15 protein-coding genes are annotated in these 18,081 nt (G+C 44.3%); all 15 read right to left on the bottom strand.

From position 1 onward, the window contains the following. Positions 1-2,372: 2,372 nt before the first annotated feature. The 15 genes from proB to GYX91_RS00360 all read right to left on the bottom strand — a co-directional run bounded on the left by proB (position 2,373) and on the right by GYX91_RS00360 (position 17,915). Positions 2,373-3,506, bottom strand: a complete 1,134-nt coding sequence (gene proB / locus GYX91_RS00430; RefSeq protein WP_174829673.1) for a glutamate 5-kinase — start codon at positions 3,504-3,506, stop codon at positions 2,373-2,375. 129 nt (positions 3,507-3,635) lie between these two features. Next, on the bottom strand, positions 3,636-5,078 hold the full coding sequence (gene nuoN / locus GYX91_RS00425) for an NADH-quinone oxidoreductase subunit NuoN (protein WP_174829672.1): 1,443 nt from the start codon (positions 5,076-5,078) through the stop codon (positions 3,636-3,638). Between the two features lie 10 nt (positions 5,079-5,088). Then, entirely contained in the window at positions 5,089-6,582 is a 1,494-nt protein-coding gene (locus GYX91_RS00420) for an NADH-quinone oxidoreductase subunit M (protein ID WP_174829671.1), read from the bottom strand. 37 nt (positions 6,583-6,619) lie between these two features. Beyond that, positions 6,620-8,644, bottom strand: coding sequence for an NADH-quinone oxidoreductase subunit L (gene nuoL / locus GYX91_RS00415; RefSeq protein ID WP_110413744.1), 2,025 nt, complete (start codon positions 8,642-8,644; stop codon positions 6,620-6,622). Positions 8,645-8,670: 26 nt separating this feature from the next. After that, the gene (gene nuoK / locus GYX91_RS00410) at positions 8,671-8,976 is read right to left on the bottom strand and encodes an NADH-quinone oxidoreductase subunit NuoK (RefSeq protein WP_025329732.1); all 306 of its coding nucleotides are present in this window, start codon (positions 8,974-8,976) and stop codon (positions 8,671-8,673) included. Then, positions 8,973-9,629, bottom strand: coding sequence for an NADH-quinone oxidoreductase subunit J (locus GYX91_RS00405; protein ID WP_025329731.1), 657 nt, complete (start codon positions 9,627-9,629; stop codon positions 8,973-8,975). Before GYX91_RS00405 ends, nuoK begins: the two co-directional genes overlap by 4 nt. A 9-nt stretch (positions 9,630-9,638) precedes the next feature. After that, positions 9,639-10,118, bottom strand: coding sequence for an NADH-quinone oxidoreductase subunit NuoI (gene nuoI, locus GYX91_RS00400; RefSeq protein WP_025329730.1), 480 nt, complete (start codon positions 10,116-10,118; stop codon positions 9,639-9,641). Positions 10,119-10,136: 18 nt separating this feature from the next. Further along, on the bottom strand, positions 10,137-11,186 hold the full coding sequence (nuoH, locus tag GYX91_RS00395) for an NADH-quinone oxidoreductase subunit NuoH (RefSeq protein WP_025329729.1): 1,050 nt from the start codon (positions 11,184-11,186) through the stop codon (positions 10,137-10,139). A gap of 2 nt (positions 11,187-11,188) precedes the next feature. Beyond that, positions 11,189-13,441 carry an NADH-quinone oxidoreductase subunit NuoG gene (gene nuoG, locus GYX91_RS00390; protein ID WP_174829670.1) on the bottom strand — a complete coding sequence of 751 codons (2,253 nt, stop codon included), beginning with the start codon at positions 13,439-13,441 and terminating at the stop codon, positions 11,189-11,191. A gap of 32 nt (positions 13,442-13,473) precedes the next feature. Then, positions 13,474-14,769 (bottom strand): NADH-quinone oxidoreductase subunit NuoF, encoded by a 1,296-nt coding sequence (gene nuoF, locus GYX91_RS00385; RefSeq protein ID WP_025329727.1) that lies wholly within the window; start codon positions 14,767-14,769, stop codon positions 13,474-13,476. Next, positions 14,769-15,242: an NADH-quinone oxidoreductase subunit NuoE gene (nuoE, locus tag GYX91_RS00380; protein ID WP_025329726.1), complete on the bottom strand. Its 474-nt coding sequence runs from the start codon at positions 15,240-15,242 to the stop codon at positions 14,769-14,771. Before nuoE ends, nuoF begins: the two co-directional genes overlap by 1 nt. After that, positions 15,242-16,495, bottom strand: coding sequence for an NADH-quinone oxidoreductase subunit D (locus GYX91_RS00375; protein WP_025329725.1), 1,254 nt, complete (start codon positions 16,493-16,495; stop codon positions 15,242-15,244). Before GYX91_RS00375 ends, nuoE begins: the two co-directional genes overlap by 1 nt. Further along, positions 16,488-17,075, bottom strand: coding sequence for an NADH-quinone oxidoreductase subunit C (locus tag GYX91_RS00370; RefSeq protein WP_084552676.1), 588 nt, complete (start codon positions 17,073-17,075; stop codon positions 16,488-16,490). The genes GYX91_RS00375 and GYX91_RS00370 overlap by 8 nt, the downstream gene beginning before the upstream one ends. A 13-nt stretch (positions 17,076-17,088) precedes the next feature. Continuing rightward, positions 17,089-17,568 carry an NADH-quinone oxidoreductase subunit B family protein gene (locus GYX91_RS00365; RefSeq protein WP_025329723.1) on the bottom strand — a complete coding sequence of 160 codons (480 nt, stop codon included), beginning with the start codon at positions 17,566-17,568 and terminating at the stop codon, positions 17,089-17,091. Continuing rightward, complete coding sequence (locus tag GYX91_RS00360; RefSeq protein WP_025329722.1) at positions 17,559-17,915, bottom strand: NADH-quinone oxidoreductase subunit A; 357 nt, start codon at positions 17,913-17,915, stop codon at positions 17,559-17,561. The genes GYX91_RS00365 and GYX91_RS00360 overlap by 10 nt, the downstream gene beginning before the upstream one ends. Positions 17,916-18,081: the final 166 nt, after the last annotated feature.

Here is an 18,081-nt window from a genome sequence, read left to right as displayed (position 1 = left end):
TGGTACTTACGATATTACAAACAAAGTAAAAGCTTATGGTGAAATCGGCCATACATGGTCTAATGGTGGTGATGCACATACCAAAGCGCCGGTAAATGGTTCTGTCGGATTAAAGATTAACTGGTAAGGCTTAATAAATAAAGAAGCCGGTAATTATTTCCAAAATGAATCATTTCTCTTTGTAAAAAAACAATACAAATCATATTGGTTATTCTGGTATATGCAGAATAACCAATATGCATTATTATCACCTTTTTCAATTTATATTACATAAAACAATTCAATACTATGCATTATTCCGGATCTAATATTAATTCATAATTTCAGCATCCGACGGTTTTCTTTTAAAGAAGATATTTACTGCTTAGCATGAATTTATTCTAAATAATTTATTTATAGCTCTAATTAAATCAGCACCGGTTCAGTTGATCAGGCGCAACATTTCATTAATTTTAATGGCAATTGTGGCAAACTCATTTTTGTTAATGATATATTATCTATTTGACAATAATTTACCAATATATATGAATAAGCAGAAATCTAACAGAAAAAAGTATATTATAAATAAGTTACTTTATATCCTGCTTATGGCTTTTATTTTATTCCTTCCTTTGACATGTACCTCGAAACTTGCTAAACATTATTTATATGATTTAAATTATCAGAACATATTAATGAAATTCGACTGGGAATTCGATAGGTGTATTTTACAATCTGGAAAAAAATGGGAACCATCTGAAAAACCGGATTCTAAGTGTTCATGCAAGAAAATAATTTTTAAAAACATCAATACTGAGCATAATCGGTTTGATAAAGTTACTAATGATGGATATTTATATTTCGAATCTGAGCTAGTGGGTAAAATTGTGCTAATAAATAAACCTAGCTTCTTCAATGAAGAATCGTGGCGACTCGGTACAGGAGGTGGAAATTTAGCAATTATTGATTTAAAAACAAGGGACATTTGTTACTATTATTAAGTAGCCGATAGGTATAGCGATAAACGCAGCAACCATAGCCTGAGAAGATATTTTCTACCGATATAATGGCAATCTGTCTACATGGCAGATTATGCTCAAATATCTATAAATTTATCTGATACTGAAAATGGCACTTTCTGATAACACAGACAAATTTAATGACGGTATATGTATTTATCAGACTACTTTAATCTGCCTTATTAAAAACAAATCTTAAATTGGTTGCTGTTTAAGCTTACAGCCTGCTGGTAAATATTATCTCTTTATTGGATTTGGCAGAATTTTTCAATATCCGCTTCGGCCACAGCGTAATACCATATTATCCCGATAGATCAGTTCCTGTTCTGCCATATAGCCCAATAATTCTTCTATATATGCAGAAACACCATCTTTTTCATTTTATATTACTTAAAACAATTCAATATTATGCATTATTCCGGATTTAATATTAATGCATAATTCGAGCTTCCGTCGGCTTTCTTTTAATGTAGAAAGAAGAAATTTACTGCTTAACATGAATTTATTCTAAATAATTTATTTATAGCTCTAATAAAATCAGCACCGGTTTAGTTGATCAGGCGCAACACTACATTAATTTTGATGGTAGTTATGACTAATAATTTTTTATTAATGATATATTATCTATTTGACAATAATTTACCAATCTAGATGAATAAACAAAAATTTAACAGAAAAAAGTATATTATAAAAAAGTTATTTTATATCCTGCTTATGGCTTTTATTTTATTTCTTCCTTTGAAATGTACCTCGAAACTTGCTAAACATTATTTATATGATTCAAGTTATCAAAACATATTAGTGAAGTTTCATTGGAGACTCAATATTTGTGACTCACCTTCTGAAAAATCGAAAGAAGAGTGTTCATGCAGAAATATGATTCATAACTATAAGAAAATTACTAATGATGGATATTTATATTCGGAAACTGAGCTTGTGGGTAAAATGATGATAATACATAAACCTGATTTTTTTAATGAAAAAACAACATCTACAGGTGGTTACATGAAAATTATTGATTTAAAAACAAGAGACATTTGTCTCTTTGGATCAGTCAATATATAACTGCACAACAGCGATAAACGCAGCATCCACAGCCTGAGTAGATATTTTTTCTACCGATATATTGGCAATCTGTCTACATGGCAGATTATGCTCAGATATCCATAAATTTACCTGATACTGAAAACGGCACTTTCTGATAACACAGACAAATTTAATGATGGTATATGTATTTATCAGGCCACTTTAATCTGTTTTATTAAAAACAAATTGCCCTATACTATATCTTAGATTGGTGGCTATTTAAGCTTACAGCCTGCTGGTAAATATTATCTTCTTTATTGGATTTGGCAAATTTTTTCAATATCTGCTTCAATCACGACGTAATACCATATTATCCCGATGGATCAGTTCCTGTTCTGCCACATAGCCCAATAATTCTTCTATAGCCTGAGACGGCTGCCGCAATAAACGCCCAATTTCATAATCATTATAATTAACCAGTCCGCGGGCAATTTCTTTACCGGCCTGATTACATACTGCCACTAATGCGCCACGATCAAAATGACCACTGACAGCAACACAACCGATAGCCAGCAGACTGGAGTGCTGTGTTTTCAGTGCCTGTTCCGCACCCTCATCAACGGTTAACTTACCAGCCAGTTGTACCTGCCCAAGTAACCATTGCTGGCGTGCGCTCAACCGGCTACCGGCCGGGGTAAATAAAGTACCCGTTTGTGCGCCTTCAAGTAACCGGACTAATACATTTTCAGCATGCCCGTTGGCGATACAGGTTGCAGCACCGCTTAAAGCAGCCCGTCTTGCAGCCAGTACTTTGGTATACATACCTCCGGTGCCCACGCTGCTGCCTGCTCCGCCGGCCATACTTTCCAGGTCTGGATGATTGGCAGCAATTTTATGAATCAATCTAGCTTCAGTATGCTTACGCGGATCTCTGTCATACAGACCATTCTGATCTGTCAGAATAATCAGTACATCAGCTTCAATCAGGTTAGTTACCAGAGCACCAAGGGTATCATTATCGCCAAGTTTGATTTCATCAATGGTAACTGTATCATTTTCATTAATAATCGGTACTACTCCCTGCTCCAGCAGAGTGCGGATAGTACTACGAGCATTTAAATAGCGGGTACGGTGACTCAAGTCATCATGTGTCAGCAAAATCTGTGCTGTCCGGATATGCAGTGATTCAAACGCAATCTCGTATGCCTGGGCCAGTCCCATTTGCCCCACTGCGGCGGCAGCCTGTAATTCATTAATTGCTTTGGGACGTACCTGCCAGCCCAGCCGTTTCATACCTTCTGCAATAGCACCACTAGATACCAGTACTACCTGAATACCATGTGCACGTAATTGCGCAATCTGCTGTGCCCAGTTATTCAGAATATTCTGATCTACCCCATGTCCGCCATTGGTCACCAGACTGGAACCTACTTTTACTACCACACATTCAGTCTGGCAGATATCAAATTCTGAGTTATTCATGCTTATTATGCAGTTGTTATGTCAACGGTTGAACAGTTATTTTACCTGTGCGCATTTGTTTTGATAAGTGTGTACGGCTGTTATAAAAACAGCAGCCGTAGTGGCTGCTGTTGAAAGAATAAATTCAGATTAACTATGCAGTAATGCCTGTACACACCAGTTCATTACTCCATCAGGCAAAATACCCCATAACAGCAATAATAAACCGTTAACAGATAAAACGATTTTACCAAGAAAAGTCATATTGAATGCCGGTTCAGCAACAGAATCCGGACTATCGAAATAGATGGTTTTAACCACACGCAGATAATAGAAAGCACCAATCAGCGACATTATTACTGCATACACAGAAACCCACAGATAGCCGCTGGCCAATAACGCTTTAATAACGGCCAGCTTGGCATAAAAGCCCATCAATGGCGGAATACCGGCCATTGAAAACATCGCCAGCAGCATTAAAAATGCATACCATGCATTTTTCTGGTTCAGACCGGCAAGATCACTGATATTCTGGCATTCAACATCCTTGCCGGAGAGCAGAACCAGAATAGCAAACGCTACAGAGGCCATTAAAGCATAGGTTATTGCATAATACATAGCTGCAGCACAGCCAGACTGACCGGACAGAAGAGCCAGCATAATGAAACCCATATGGGCTACTGTTGAAAAACCAAGCATACGTTTAATGTTGATTTGCATGATAGCAGCCAGATTACCCACAAACAGCGAGGCGATACCCAGCAGTAACAGTAATTCACGCCAGCTTTCCCACTGAGTCAGCAGACCGTAAACCAGGATACGGAAAGCGAAGACTGTGGCTGCAATTTTCGGTGCTGTACCCACCAGTGCAGCAACTGCAGTCGGCGCACCCTGATACACATCCGGCACCCACATATGAAACGGTACACCACCCAGTTTAAATACAATACCGGCAACAATAAATACCAGCCCGAGTTTCAGTAACCACGGATTGGTTGTTTCCTGGCTGGCTGCAAGCACCTGCTGCAGCTGTAATGTACCTGTTGCACCGTATATCATTGAAATACCGTATAACAGTAAACCTGAGGCCAGTGCACCAAGCACAAAATACTTCAATGCGGCTTCAGCAGCACGGCCACTATCGCGCTGCAGGGCAATCAAAGCATAAAGTGCCAGCGAAAGCAGCTCCAGCCCGACATATAAAGTCAGGAAGTGGCTGGCTGAAACCATAATATTCATGCCCAGCAGTGCAAACAGGGTTAGCGTATAGAATTCACCCTGATAAATATGTTTAGCACGCAGATAAGTCTGGCTGTAAATAAATAAGGCAATAACCAGTACATACATGCATAACTTGGCCAGCTGAGCCATACCGTCCAGTACAAACATATCATGGAAGGCATATTGCGGCTGTTCTTTCCATACCAGACACTGTACCGCGGCGGTCAGTATCAGACCGATAACTGACAGGGTACAGGTTATCCAGCGTTGTCGGTCATTAAGCCATAAGTCCACCAGCAATACTGTAAACAGTACTACAGTCAGCACCATATCCGGTGCAGCGGGAAATATTGTTAAATCTGTCCAGTTCATTCACATTTCCTTACAGTTTGCTTTGTGCCGCTTGGACTATCAAATCATTTGCTGCCTGATGCACGACAGCAATAAACGGTTCCGGATACAAACCAAATCCCAGTACCGCTACAGCCAGAATCACCAGAATTAGCAGTTCGCGTTTGTTTACATCTTTTAATTGCGCAACTTCCGGATTTTTGATGGCACCAAAAACAACCCGTTTAAACATCCACAAGGTATATGCTGCACCATAAATCAGGGTTAACGCCGCCAGTGCACCAACCCAGAAATTGGTTTTCACGGCACCGACAATGACCATAAATTCGCCTACAAATCCTGATGTACCGGGCAAACCGGCATTAGCCATAGCAAAGAACAGCATGAAAGAAGCAAATACCGGCATACTGTTTACAACACCGCCGTAAGCTGAAATATCGCGGGTGTGCATCCGGTCATACATCACACCGATACTCATAAACATAGCGGCTGAAACAAAACCGTGCGAAATCATCTGCATAATGGCACCTTTAAAGGCCCAGTCATTCAGATAGCCGCCGGTAAACAGGAAAAAGCCTAAAGTGACAAATCCCATATGGCTGATGGAAGAGTACGCCACCAGTTTTTTCATATCAGTTTGGACCAGTGCCACCATACCGATGTAAATTACCGCCACCAGACTGAGCACGATGATTACCGGCGCAATATAACGTGCTGCATCCGGCAAAATAGGCAGAATAAAGCGCAGGAATCCGTAACCACCTATTTTCAGAGTAATTGCCGCCAGTACCATTGAACCACCGGTCGGCGCTTCTACGTGAGCATCCGGCAACCATGTATGCACCGGCCACATCGGCACTTTAACCGCAAAAGACAGGAAGAAAGCGATAAACAGCAGAATTTGCGCCGTCATCGCAAGGTGCTTGATATTGTGCCATGCTTCAATAGAAAAACTGCCGGTCTGATTAGACAGATAGACAAAACCAACCAGCATCAGTAATGAACCCATTAAGGTATACAGAAAGAATTTGATTGATGCATATACCCGTCTCGGACCACCCCAGATACCGATAATCAGATACATCGGAATCAGCATGCCTTCGAAGAATACATAGAATACGATGGCATCCATTGCTGCAAATGCGCCATTAATCAGTCCTGACATAATCAGGAAAGCGGCCATATACTGCGCAGACCGTTTCTGGATTACCTGCCAGCCGGCCAGAACAACCAGTAAAGTAGTAAAACTGTTCAGAATCACAAACAGAACTGACAATCCATCCACACCTAATGCATAGTTGATGTTGAGACTCTCAATCCAGACATGAAATTCTTTAAACTGAAATCCGCCATTTAAACGGTCGAATTTAAAAAACAGCGGTAAGGTTATGAGAAAAGAAACCAGCGCCCCGATTAAGGCCAGCACTCTGGCTATACCTGCGTGCTTGTCTGAGCCGGTAGCCAGCACTGCGACGCCAGCCACTACAGGCAGCCAAATCGCCAAACTGAGTAAGTTATCGTACATATTTATAGCCTAAAGATACCAAGTTGAATGCCCGCAATTAACCGCCAAACATTGTTTTAAGCAACGGCCAGAAAGTCCATGCCACCAGTACAAATACACCCACAACCATTGCTGTAGCATAGGTATAGATGTATCCGGTCTGAATACGCCGTATCAGCGCTGCTACAGCAGCGACAACGCGTGCAGCACCATTAACAATTAATTTATCAATAATGAAAACGTCGCCAACTTTCCAGAACAACGTTCCCAGCAGACGGCTGCCTTTGGCAAACACGTTATAGTAAATAGTATCCAGATAGTATTTATTATCCAGCAGGGTATAAACCGGACGTATAGATGCAACAATTCTGGCCGGAATCTGTGGTTTTTTCATATAGAAGAACCACGCCAGTACAACACCGGCAATCACCAGCCATAACACAGGAGTTGTCAGACTGTGCAGAGCCATGGCAAATATGCCGTGGTACTCTTCTTCTACGGATGCCAGTGCAGGATGTGCAGCACTATTAATAAAAATCACATGCTGATAAAAATCACTGAACAGCATCGGCTTCATTGCCCACATACCTACAAATACTGAAGGGATGGCCAGCAGAATCAGCGGAATGGTTACCACCAGCGGGCTCTCATGCGGATTATCCTGTGGTTTCAGTCCATGATGTTCTTCTGCATGATGATGTTCGCTATGTTCGGCTTTGCGCCATTTTTCTTCACCATGAAATACCAGGAAATACAATCGGAATGAGTAGAATGCGGTGACAAACACACTGGCTACCAGAGCTACATAGGCCACACTGCTGAATGGCAACGTTGACGCTTTTACTGCCTCAATAATTGAATCCTTGGAATAGAAACCGGAGAAAAATGGTGTGCCAATCAGCGATAATGAACCAATTAGCATACAAATCCATGTTACCGGCATGTATTTACGCAATCCGCCCATATGACGCATATCCTGATCATGGTGCATACCCATAATCACACTACCGGCGGCCAGAAATAACAGTGCTTTGAAGAAAGCATGGGTCATGACATGGAAAACAGCAATATTATAGGCAGAGGCACCTAAGGCTACCGTCATATAACCTAACTGTGACAAGGTTGAATAAGCAATCACCCGTTTAATGTCATTCTGAATCATACCCAGAAAGCCCATAAACAGCGCAGTAATGGTACCGGATACCATAATCACACCCAGAGCAGTATCAGACAACTCATACAGGGGTGACATACGAGATACCATGAATATACCGGCTGTTACCATGGTTGCAGCATGAATCAGAGCTGAAATCGGTGTCGGACCTTCCATTGAATCCGGTAACCAGACATGCAACGGAAACTGTGCCGATTTACCCATTGCGCCCACAAACAGCAAAATGCAGGTAACGGTAATCAAAGACCACGGATGACCGGGAATCAGTTCGATAGTGGCATTTTTAACCTGATCAATATGCTGAAAAACATCAGCATAGCGAAGGCTGCCGCCGAAATAAGCCAGTACCAGACCAATACCGAGTACAAAACCGAAGTCGCCGACACGATTAACCAGAAATGCTTTCAGATTGGCAAAAATTGCACTGTCACGTTTAAAGTAAAAACCAATCAGCAGGTAAGACACCAGCCCTACAGCCTCCCAGCCGAAGAACAACTGAATGAAGTTATTACTCATTACCAGCATCAGCATGGAGAAAGTAAACAGTGAGATATAGCTGAAAAAGCGCTGATAGCCGTCATCATCACTCATATAGCCGATAGTATAAATATGCACCATCAGCGATACACTGGTCACAATCACCAGCATAGTGGCAGTAAGGGTATCAATCAGAAACCCTACTGAGAAGTCCAGACCGCCCATGGTCAGCCATGTATACACATTTTCATCAAAGGGCTGACGGGTTCCGGTCATAAAACCATAGAGTACCCAGGCAGACAGTACTGCCGAAACGGCTACGCCTGCTATGGTAACGCTATGCGCACCCTTACGTCCGATCAGCTTACCGCATAAACCGGCCAGTAATGAACCGATGAGCGGAGCCAAAGCAATAATCAGATAAACACTCATAATTTTTCTCTCGTTCCTCTCACCTGTTAGCCTTTGAGACTATCCAGATCCTGTACATTAATGCTCTGACGGTTACGGAAAATCAGAACCATAATTGCCAGACCAATAGCAGATTCTGCCGCAGCAACTGTCAGAATAAAAAAGACGAAAATCTGTCCGGCGGTGTCGCCGAGATAACGGGAAAAAGCCACAAAGTTAAAATTTACCGCTAACAGCATTAGCTCGATTGACATCAGTAATACGAGCACGTTTTTGCGGTTCATAAATATACCCATGGCAGAAATAGCAAACAGTATTGCGCTGAGCACCAGATAATGGGTTAAGGTAATCATGCTTTCTGCTCCCCTTCAGTTGCTTCTTTACTTGCTTCTTCAGTGACCGGTGCAGTGATTTCAGGCTGCATTTTCACCATACGGAAACGATCTTTTGCCTGTACTTTAACCTGTTCGGCCGGATTGGTACGACGAGGATTGTATGTCTGCCGGTGAACCAGAGCTATTGCGGCCACCATCCCCAGCACCAGCAATACAGCCGCCAGTTCAAACGGTAACAGATAGGTAGTGTAAATCTGCATCCCCAGATCATGCACATTGCTGTAGTCTGCAGGCAGCGGAGAATCCTTACCCAGACTCGCCAGATGCAGCTGAGGATTTACCAGAATAACAATCAGTAAGGCAGCAGTCAGGATACCCACCAGTGCTGCAACAGGTGCATGCCGCCAGAAGCCGGCACGCATCTGCTCAACATCAATATTGAGCATCATGATGACAAACAGGAACAGTACCATTACCGCACCCACATACACCACTACCAATACAATGCCGAGAAATTCAGCCTGCATCAGAATCCACATCATGGCACTGGCACAGAATGTCAGAACCAGAAACAAAACCGCATGTACCGGATTTTTGGCAATAACTGTATTTATCGCGCCAAACAAAATCACGGCGGCAAATACATAAAACAGAATTAATGGTAAATTCATGACCACCTCTTAACGATATGGTGCATCTGCGGCTTTGCATTTAGCGATATCTTCTTCATAGCGATCGCCAATAGCCAGCAACATGGGTTTAGTGAAATATAAATCACCGCGTTTTTCACCGTGATATTCGAAAATCCGAGTTTCAACAATAGCATCAACCGGGCAAGCTTCCTCACAGAAACCACAGAAAATACATTTAGTCAGATCAATATCGTAGCGTGTGGTTCTGCGTGTACCGTCCTCACGTTTTTCAGATTCTATATTGATTGCCATGGCCGGACAGACAGCTTCACACAGTTTGCAGGCAATACAGCGTTCTTCACCATTGGGATAACGTCGTTGTGCATGCAAACCACGAAAGCGAACTGATTGCGGGGTTTTTTCTTCAGGAAAATATATGGTTTCCTTGCGCGCAAAGAAGTTTTTCAGAGTTACTTTCATACCCGAAAGTAACTCGGTCATCAGAAAGGTTTTAATTATATTTGCCATATCAGAGCCTTTCCCTGCTTAATGCCATAAATTCAGGGGTGAAATCATCCACAAACCCAATACAATTACTGCCACAATGGTTACCGGAATCAATACTTTCCAGCCAAGACGCATAATCTGGTCATAACGGTAACGCGGGAATGTTGCACGTATCCACAGATAAAAGTACAACACCAGTGCCATTTTCAGAAACATCCACAATACACTCGGGGTACCAATAAAGCCCCAGCTTTGCGGAAAGGGAGATAACCAGCCGCCAAAGAACAGCAGAGCCGTCAGAGCAGCCACCAGAATCATGAAAATGTATTCGGCCAGAAAGAATAACGCGAAAGCAAAACCGGAATACTCTACATGGAAACCGGCAACAATTTCCGATTCACCTTCGGCTACGTCAAATGGCGCACGGTTGGTTTCGGCCACAGCGGAAATCAGATACACCACAAACAGCGGAAATAAAGGCAGCCAGTTCCATGAGAAAATGGAACCACCGGCATAACCTTTTGCCTGAGACATAACAATGTCATGAAAATCCATACTTCCGGAAACCATAATCACACCAATCAGCGCAAATCCCATGGCAATCTCATAGGAAATAGTTTGCGCAGAAGCTCGCATGGCACCGAGAAAAGCATATTTAGAATTGGAAGCCCAGCCGGCAATGATGACACCATAAACAGACAGTGAAGTAATCATCAGAATATAAAGTAAACCGGCATTAATTCGGGTAAGAAACCATGTTTCACTGAACGGGATAACTGCCCAGGCAGCAAAAGCCGGCATCAGTGACATCATCGGTCCGATATAGAACAGTGCCTTATTAGCCTGTGACGGACGGGTAACTTCCTTGAACAGCAGTTTTAATACATCGGCAAACGGCTGGATTAAGCCATACGGTCCGGTAACGTTCGGACCAACCCGCAGCTGCATATAACCGATAACTTTACGTTCGAAATAAGTCAGATAGGCTACGGTAATAATCAGCGGCAGCATGATGATGACAATCTTGACGATGACAGACACCAGTAAACCGAAGTCGTTGCCCAGTAATTGTTGAAACCACGCTTGCATGATTATCCTTTACTCAATTCAACAGTGGTCAATAAAGCACCTAATTGCCAGTTACTCTGATGTAATGGCAAAAACAGTACATTTTCCGGCAAGGTATCATCCGTAGTGATGGTAATCGATACGGTACTATTGCCTTGTTTAGCCTGTGCGGTATCACCATTACTCAAACCAAACCGGGCCAGTGTCACACTGTTGGTACGTGCAACCGGTACTGCGGCATGAACTGTACTCTGTAAGGGTTCGGAACGGCGCACAATCGCATCAGTTGCATACAGACTAACGCCGCCAACACGTACCAGACTGATATCGGGATCACTGGTAGCAACCGGTTGTATACGATTGCTCAGCAAAGCCGGTATCTGATCTTTGGTAACCGCATCAGCCAGAATCTGCTGGGTATTTTCATATTCAAAGCCCGGCAATTCCAGTACATTACCCAGTACGCGTAATACCTTCCATAAAGGTCTGGCTTCTCTGTAAGCCTGTACAACACCATGAAAAGACTGTAATCGCCCTTCCATGCTGATAAAACTGCCTGAGGTTTCTGTGAATGGCGTAATTGGCAATAATACGTCTGCAACTTCACGCAATACTTCACTGTCGTAAGCAGTGAATGCCATTACTGTCTGTGCCTGTTTCAGGGCTGCAATGGCCGCAGCTCCGTTGGCTATATCCATATCCGGTTCAACATTGAGCAGCATTACTGCCTGTTTAGGCTGCTTAATTTGTGCGGCAATGGTATTTTCTGCTTTACTGGCCGCCACGCCTACGATTTCACCACCAATACTGTTGGCCGCCTGCGGCAATACGCCCACTATACTGTCGGTAGCTTCAGCCAGATCCTGTGCAGCTGCATAAACTGCCGCTGCATCCGGATGGTTCAAAACATCCGCACCAAGAATAATGCTGGCTTTTTCAGCTTTTAATAAGGCCTGACCTACTTCGCTGTTAAGCGCATCACTAAGCCAGTCAATCCATTCATAAGGATGCAGGCTAAGCTGCGCCAGTAACGGCATAAACAGCTCTTCATCAGCAGCAGCCACCACTGCTACTTTAGTTCCGTTTTTAGCTGCCTGACGGATGCGTGCTGTTAATAAGGGCTGTTCCTGCCGTAAGCGTGCGCCTACCAGCAAAATCACCTCATTCTCTGCCAGCTGTTCAATACTCTGTCCCAGCCACTGAGCGCCTTCAGCAGCTGCACCAAAACGCTCATCAAGCTGACGCAGGCGACTGTCAACAGCATTCACGCCCAGCGCATTAGCCAGTTTACGGGTCAGGTACATTTCTTCAACAGTATTGGCTGGATTGACCCACATACCAATTGCATCGGTACCGAAATCATGGCTGACACCATGCAAACCTTTAGCCACATAATCCAGTGCAGTTTGCCAGTCAACCGTATGCCACTGGTTGTCCTGTTTAATTTGCGGCTGAGTTAAACGTTGCTGATACAAACCTGCATAGGCAAAACGGTCACGGTCACTGAGCCAGCACTCATTGATGGCTTCGTTTTCCAGTGGCAGTACCCGGCGCACGGTATGGTCTTTAGTTTGCACAATCAGATTACTGCCCAGTGCATCGTGAGCAGACACAGATTTACGCCGGCTTAATTCCCATGAACGGCTGTCATAACGAAATGGTTTGCTGGTTAGTGCGCCCACCGGACACAAATCAATCACGTTGCCAGACAGCTCGGTTTCCAGTGTTTTACCGTTAAATGGTGTAATTTCAGAGCATTCACCACGATTCATCATGGCCAGCTCCTGCTTACCGGCAATTTCTTCAGTAAAGCGGATACAGCGGGTACAGTGAATACAGCGGCTCATTTCAGCAGCAGAAACCAGTGGCCCCATTTCTTTACCGGCCACAGCATGTTTGGCCTCAGTATAACGGCTGGCACCTTTACCATAGCCCATTGACAAGTCCTGCAACAGGCATTCACCACCCTGATCACAAATAGGACAGTCCAGCGGATGGTTAATCAGCAGGAATTCCATTACCCCTTTCTGGGCATCTTTAGTCATGGGCGAATTGGTTTTAACAACCATACCATCGGTGACCGGCGTAGCACAGGCAGGTAATGGCTTGCGCGATTTTTCCACCTCAACCAGACACATACGACAGTTGGCGGCGATGGACAATTTTTTGTGATAGCAAAAGTGCGGAATGAATGTACCGGCCTTATGGGCGGCTTCTATCACCGTACTGCCCTGCTCGACAGAAAGTTGTTTACCGTCAATTTGAATTTGTAACATAGGTTCGCAATCCTAACTAAGCAGATAGTGCCTTAGCACCAGCGATGTTCTTTCATGGGTTTGCCGTGTTCGATGTAGTGCTCAAATTCGGGGCGGAAATGTTTCATAAAGCCCTGTATCGGCATAACAGCCGCATCTGCCAGTGCACAGATGGTACGTCCCGAAATATTGCTACCTAGTGATTCCAGCAAATCCAGATCCTCCGGCCGGCCTTTGCCGGAGGTAATACGGTGAATAATGCGATACAGCCAGCCGGTTCCTTCACGGCACGGCGTACATTGCCCGCATGATTCTTCAAAATAGAAATAGCTCAGTCGTTCCAGTGCTCTGACCATACATACATCTTCATCCATGACAATGACCGCACCGGAACCCAGCATAGAACCTGCCTTGGCTATGGCATCATAATCCATGGTTAGTTCCATCATGATGTCTGCCGGTAATACCGGTGCAGAAGAACCTCCGGGAATAACCGCCTTAAGTTTTTTGCCATTTCGCATTCCACCGCACATTTCCAGCAAATCCTTAAACGGTGTCCCCAGCGGAATTTCGTAGTTACCCGGGCGTTCTACGTGACCGGATACTGAAAAGAGCTTGGTACCACCATTATTAGGAATACCTTTATCAGCAAACAGCTGACCGCCATCGCGGATAATGAACGGTACAGAAGAAAAAGTTTCAGTATTGTTAACTGTTGTTGGCTTACCATATAAACCATATGAAGCCGGAAACGGCGGTTTGAAACGCGGTTGCCCTTTTTTACCTTCCAGAGACTCTAACAGAGCAGTTTCTTCACCACAGATATAGGCACCATAACCATGATGAGCATGCAACTCAAAGCTGAAATTACTGCCCAGAATATTTTGTCCGAGTAATCCTGCTTCGCGCGCCTGCTGTAAAGCTGTTTCAAAACGCAGATAACTCTCGAAGATTTCGCCGTGTATATAGTTATAGCCGACAGCAGCGCCCATAGCGTAGCCGCCGATAATCATGCCTTCAATCAGGGCATGCGGATTGTAGTCGATGATATCGCGGTCTTTGAATGTACCCGGTTCACCCTCATCCGTATTACACACGATATATTTGGTACCCGGAAAAGAACGGGGCATAAAGCTCCATTTCAGCCCGGTAGGAAAACCGGCACCGCCACGACCGCGCAGACCGGAAGTTTTAAGCTCGGCAATTACATCATCCTGCGATACATTTTCGCTGATAATTTTTTTCAATGCCTGATATCCGCCGCGAGCAATATAAGCTTCCAGTGTCCAGCAATTAGGGTCTGAAGTATCAACCTGATCAAAAATCACGCCATTCTGGTACATTGCCATTAGTTCAACTCCGCCAGTTTTGCTTCAATGGCTTCTTCGCTCATAAAGCTACACATTTTATGATTATTGACTAATATTACCGGCGCATCGCCACAGGCACCCATACATTCGCCTTCAACCAGAGTATATTTACCATCGGCTGTGGTTTCACCATAGCGGATACCCAGACGTTTTTGCAGATACTCACCTGCATTTACTCCGCCACGCAGAGCGCAGGGCAGATTTGTACACACAGTAAGTTTATATTTACCTACCGGTTTCAGGTTATACATATTATAAAAAGTAGCAACTTCTAACGCCTGCGCCGGCGGAATACCAATGTAATCAGCCACTTCTTCAATAGTTTCCGGCTGAAGCCAGCCCAGCTCGGTCTGCGCAATACGCAAGGCAGACATAATGGCACTACGGCGCTGATCAGCCGGATATTTTGCCAGTTCTATATCAATCTGTTTTAAGCTGTTAGGGGACAACATTATCTATCCACCTCCCCGAATACGATATCCTGTGTACCAATAATAGCCACCACATCAGCCAGCATGTGACCACGTGCCATTTCATCCATCCCTTGCAAATGAGCAAACCCCGGAGCACGAATCTTCATCCGGTAAGGTTTATTGGCACCATCAGAAATCAGATATACCCCGAACTCACCTTTAGGATGCTCGGTAGGCACATAAACTTCACCCTCAGGTACATGCATACCTTCGGTAAACAGCTTAAAGTGATGGATTAATTCTTCCATCCCGTCTTTCATGGCGGTACGGTGCGGCGGGGCCACAGTATGGTCATCAATAATTACCGGACCGGGATTGGCTTTAAGCCAGTCAACACACTGACGGATAATACGGTTGGCCTGACGCATTTCATGAATACGGCACAGATAACGGTCATAGCAGTCACCATTAATCCCTACCGGAATATCAAAATCTACCTGAGCATAAGCATCATAAGGCTGTTTCTTACGTACATCCCACTCAATACCGGAACCGCGCAGCATCACACCGGTAAATCCTTTTTGCAGAGCACGCTCCGGGGATACTACACCGATACCGACTGTACGCTGCTTCCAGATACGGTTATCCGTGAGCAGATTTTCATATTCATCCACACAGGCGGGAAAGCGGTTGGTAAAGTCTTCAATGAAGTCCAGCAAAGTACCTTCACGACTGGCATTCAGTTTTTGCAGAACTTTGGCATTACGGTATTTACTGGATTCGTATTTAGGCATGAAATCCGGTAAATCCCGGTATACACCACCCGGGCGGAAATAAGCCGCATGCATGCGCGCACCTGATACTGCCTCATAGATATCCATCAGGTCTTCCCGCTCGCGGAAAGCATAGAGAAATACCGTCATGGCACCAATATCCAGCGCATGAGAACCGACACCCATCAGATGATTAAGAATACGGGTAATTTCAGCAAACATCACACGGATATACTGAGCGCGAACCGGCACTTCGATATTCAGCAGGCGCTCCACTGACAGGCAGTATGCCTGCTCATTACACATCATGGATACGTAATCCAGCCGATCCATATATGGCAGTGCCTGCAAATAGGTGCGTGATTCAGCCAGTTTTTCTGTGCCGCGGTGCAACAGACCGATATGCGGATCGGCACGAACGATATTTTCACCGTCCATTTCCAGAATCAGGCGCAATACGCCGTGTGCTGCCGGATGCTGCGGCCCGAAGTTAATGGTGTAATTGCGTAACTTAGACACCGTACTGCTCCTCTCTCACCACGCGCGGTGTAATTTCACGCGGTTCAATCGTTACCGGCTGATAAATTACGCGGCCTTCGGCCTCGTCATAACGCATTTCAACATAGCCGGAAACAGGGAAATCTTTGCGAAACGGATGACCGACAAAGCCGTAATCAGTCAGAATACGGCGCAAATCAGGATGGTTGTTAAACAGGATGCCAAACATATCGAATGCTTCACGCTCATACCAGTTGGCTCCGTTATAGATATCAACAACAGAATCTACTGTAGGAAAATCTTCAGCCTCAGCCCAGACACGCACACGCACACGCCAGTTATTGGCTACTGACAGCAGATGACTGACTACAGCAAAACGCTTACCTTCCCATGGCTCATTTTTATAGCTCTGGTAATCGACTCCGCACAGATCAATGAGTGTTTCAAATTTCAATTCATTGTGGTCACGCAGCGTTTGCATAAGCTGATGATAATCAGCTGCTGCACAATCCAGTGTCAGCTCACCACGGTCAAGACAGTAACGTACCTTATCGCCGAAAGTGGCTTCGCACACGGCTTTCAGTATTGCCAAATCTGCCATATTTCCCTCACTTTCATACACGCGCGATAGTGGCGGTACGTTTAATTTTCAGCTGCAATTGCAATAGTCCGTATACCAGCGCTTCAGCAGTTGGCGGACAGCCCGGTACATATACGTCAACCGGTACAATCCGGTCACAGCCGCGAACCACAGAATATGAGTAATGATAATAACCGCCGCCATTGGCACAGGAACCCATAGACAGTACCCAGCGCGGTTCGGCCATCTGGTCATAAACACGCCGCAAGGCGGGAGCCATTTTATTGCACAGCGTACCGGCGACAATCATCAGATCGGCCTGACGCGGTGACGGGCGGAAAATAATACCAAAGCGGTCAAGGTCATAACGGGCAGCACCAGCTTGCATCATCTCTACGGCACAACAGGCCAGACCAAAAGTAGCCGGCCACAACGAACCGGTACGCACATAATTGAGTACGGTATCGGCAGTGGTTGTGACAAATCCTTTTTTTAAAACGCCTTCTATTCCCATTCCAGAGCGCCTTTTTTCCATTCATAAATAAAGCCGATAACCAGAATCAGCAAAAACACCATCATTGACCAGAATCCGTATGCGCCCAGCTCTTTAAATACAACTGCCCAGGGCACCATAAAGGCAACTTCAAGGTCAAACAGGATGAATAAAATGGCTACCAGATAGTAACGCACGTCGAATTTCATTCGTGCATTTTCAAAAGCTTCGAAACCGCACTCAAACGGTTCCTGTTTCATTTTGTATGGCCGGTTCGGTCCTAGCAGTAAACCGAGAGAGATAAACAGAACACCAGCGGCAAAGCCAACCAGAACAAATATTAATATGGGGAAATAATTCGCCAACATAACTGCGCTGACCTTATGCAAATATTGGTAAAATTGATGTATTGTAACTAATTTCGAACGTTATTAAAAGCGCGTATTACATTAAAAGAAAATAAAAAAATAATGTTTTCAATAGGATATTGAGAATTATTCTCATTAGCATTTATTCAGTATTACGTTTGGTTTC

Origin of the sequence: Snodgrassella sp. ESL0304 (genome assembly GCF_013344995.1) — a bacterium.
Classification (GTDB): Bacteria; Pseudomonadota; Gammaproteobacteria; order Burkholderiales; family Neisseriaceae; genus Snodgrassella; species Snodgrassella alvi.
The sequence above is the reverse complement of the archived record's forward strand: the minus strand, read 5'-3'. Positions and strand labels throughout refer to the sequence as shown.

Coding starts and splice junctions, on each gene's coding strand:
- proB (WP_174829673.1), bottom strand. CDS start 3,506: ATGAATAACTCAGAATTTGATATCTGCCAGACTGAATGTGTGGTAGTA.
- nuoN (WP_174829672.1), bottom strand. CDS start 5,078: ATGAACTGGACAGATTTAACAATATTTCCCGCTGCACCGGATATGGTG.
- GYX91_RS00420 (WP_174829671.1), bottom strand. CDS start 6,582: ATGTACGATAACTTACTCAGTTTGGCGATTTGGCTGCCTGTAGTGGCT.
- nuoL (WP_110413744.1), bottom strand. CDS start 8,644: ATGAGTGTTTATCTGATTATTGCTTTGGCTCCGCTCATCGGTTCATTA.
- nuoK (WP_025329732.1), bottom strand. CDS start 8,976: ATGATTACCTTAACCCATTATCTGGTGCTCAGCGCAATACTGTTTGCT.
- GYX91_RS00405 (WP_025329731.1), bottom strand. CDS start 9,629: ATGAATTTACCATTAATTCTGTTTTATGTATTTGCCGCCGTGATTTTG.
- nuoI (WP_025329730.1), bottom strand. CDS start 10,118: ATGGCAAATATAATTAAAACCTTTCTGATGACCGAGTTACTTTCGGGT.
- nuoH (WP_025329729.1), bottom strand. CDS start 11,186: ATGCAAGCGTGGTTTCAACAATTACTGGGCAACGACTTCGGTTTACTG.
- nuoG (WP_174829670.1), bottom strand. CDS start 13,441: ATGTTACAAATTCAAATTGACGGTAAACAACTTTCTGTCGAGCAGGGC.
- nuoF (WP_025329727.1), bottom strand. CDS start 14,769: ATGGCAATGTACCAGAATGGCGTGATTTTTGATCAGGTTGATACTTCA.
- nuoE (WP_025329726.1), bottom strand. CDS start 15,242: ATGTTGTCCCCTAACAGCTTAAAACAGATTGATATAGAACTGGCAAAA.
- GYX91_RS00370 (WP_084552676.1), bottom strand. CDS start 17,075: ATGGCAGATTTGGCAATACTGAAAGCCGTGTGCGAAGCCACTTTCGGC.
- GYX91_RS00365 (WP_025329723.1), bottom strand. CDS start 17,568: ATGGGAATAGAAGGCGTTTTAAAAAAAGGATTTGTCACAACCACTGCC.
- GYX91_RS00360 (WP_025329722.1), bottom strand. CDS start 17,915: ATGTTGGCGAATTATTTCCCCATATTAATATTTGTTCTGGTTGGCTTT.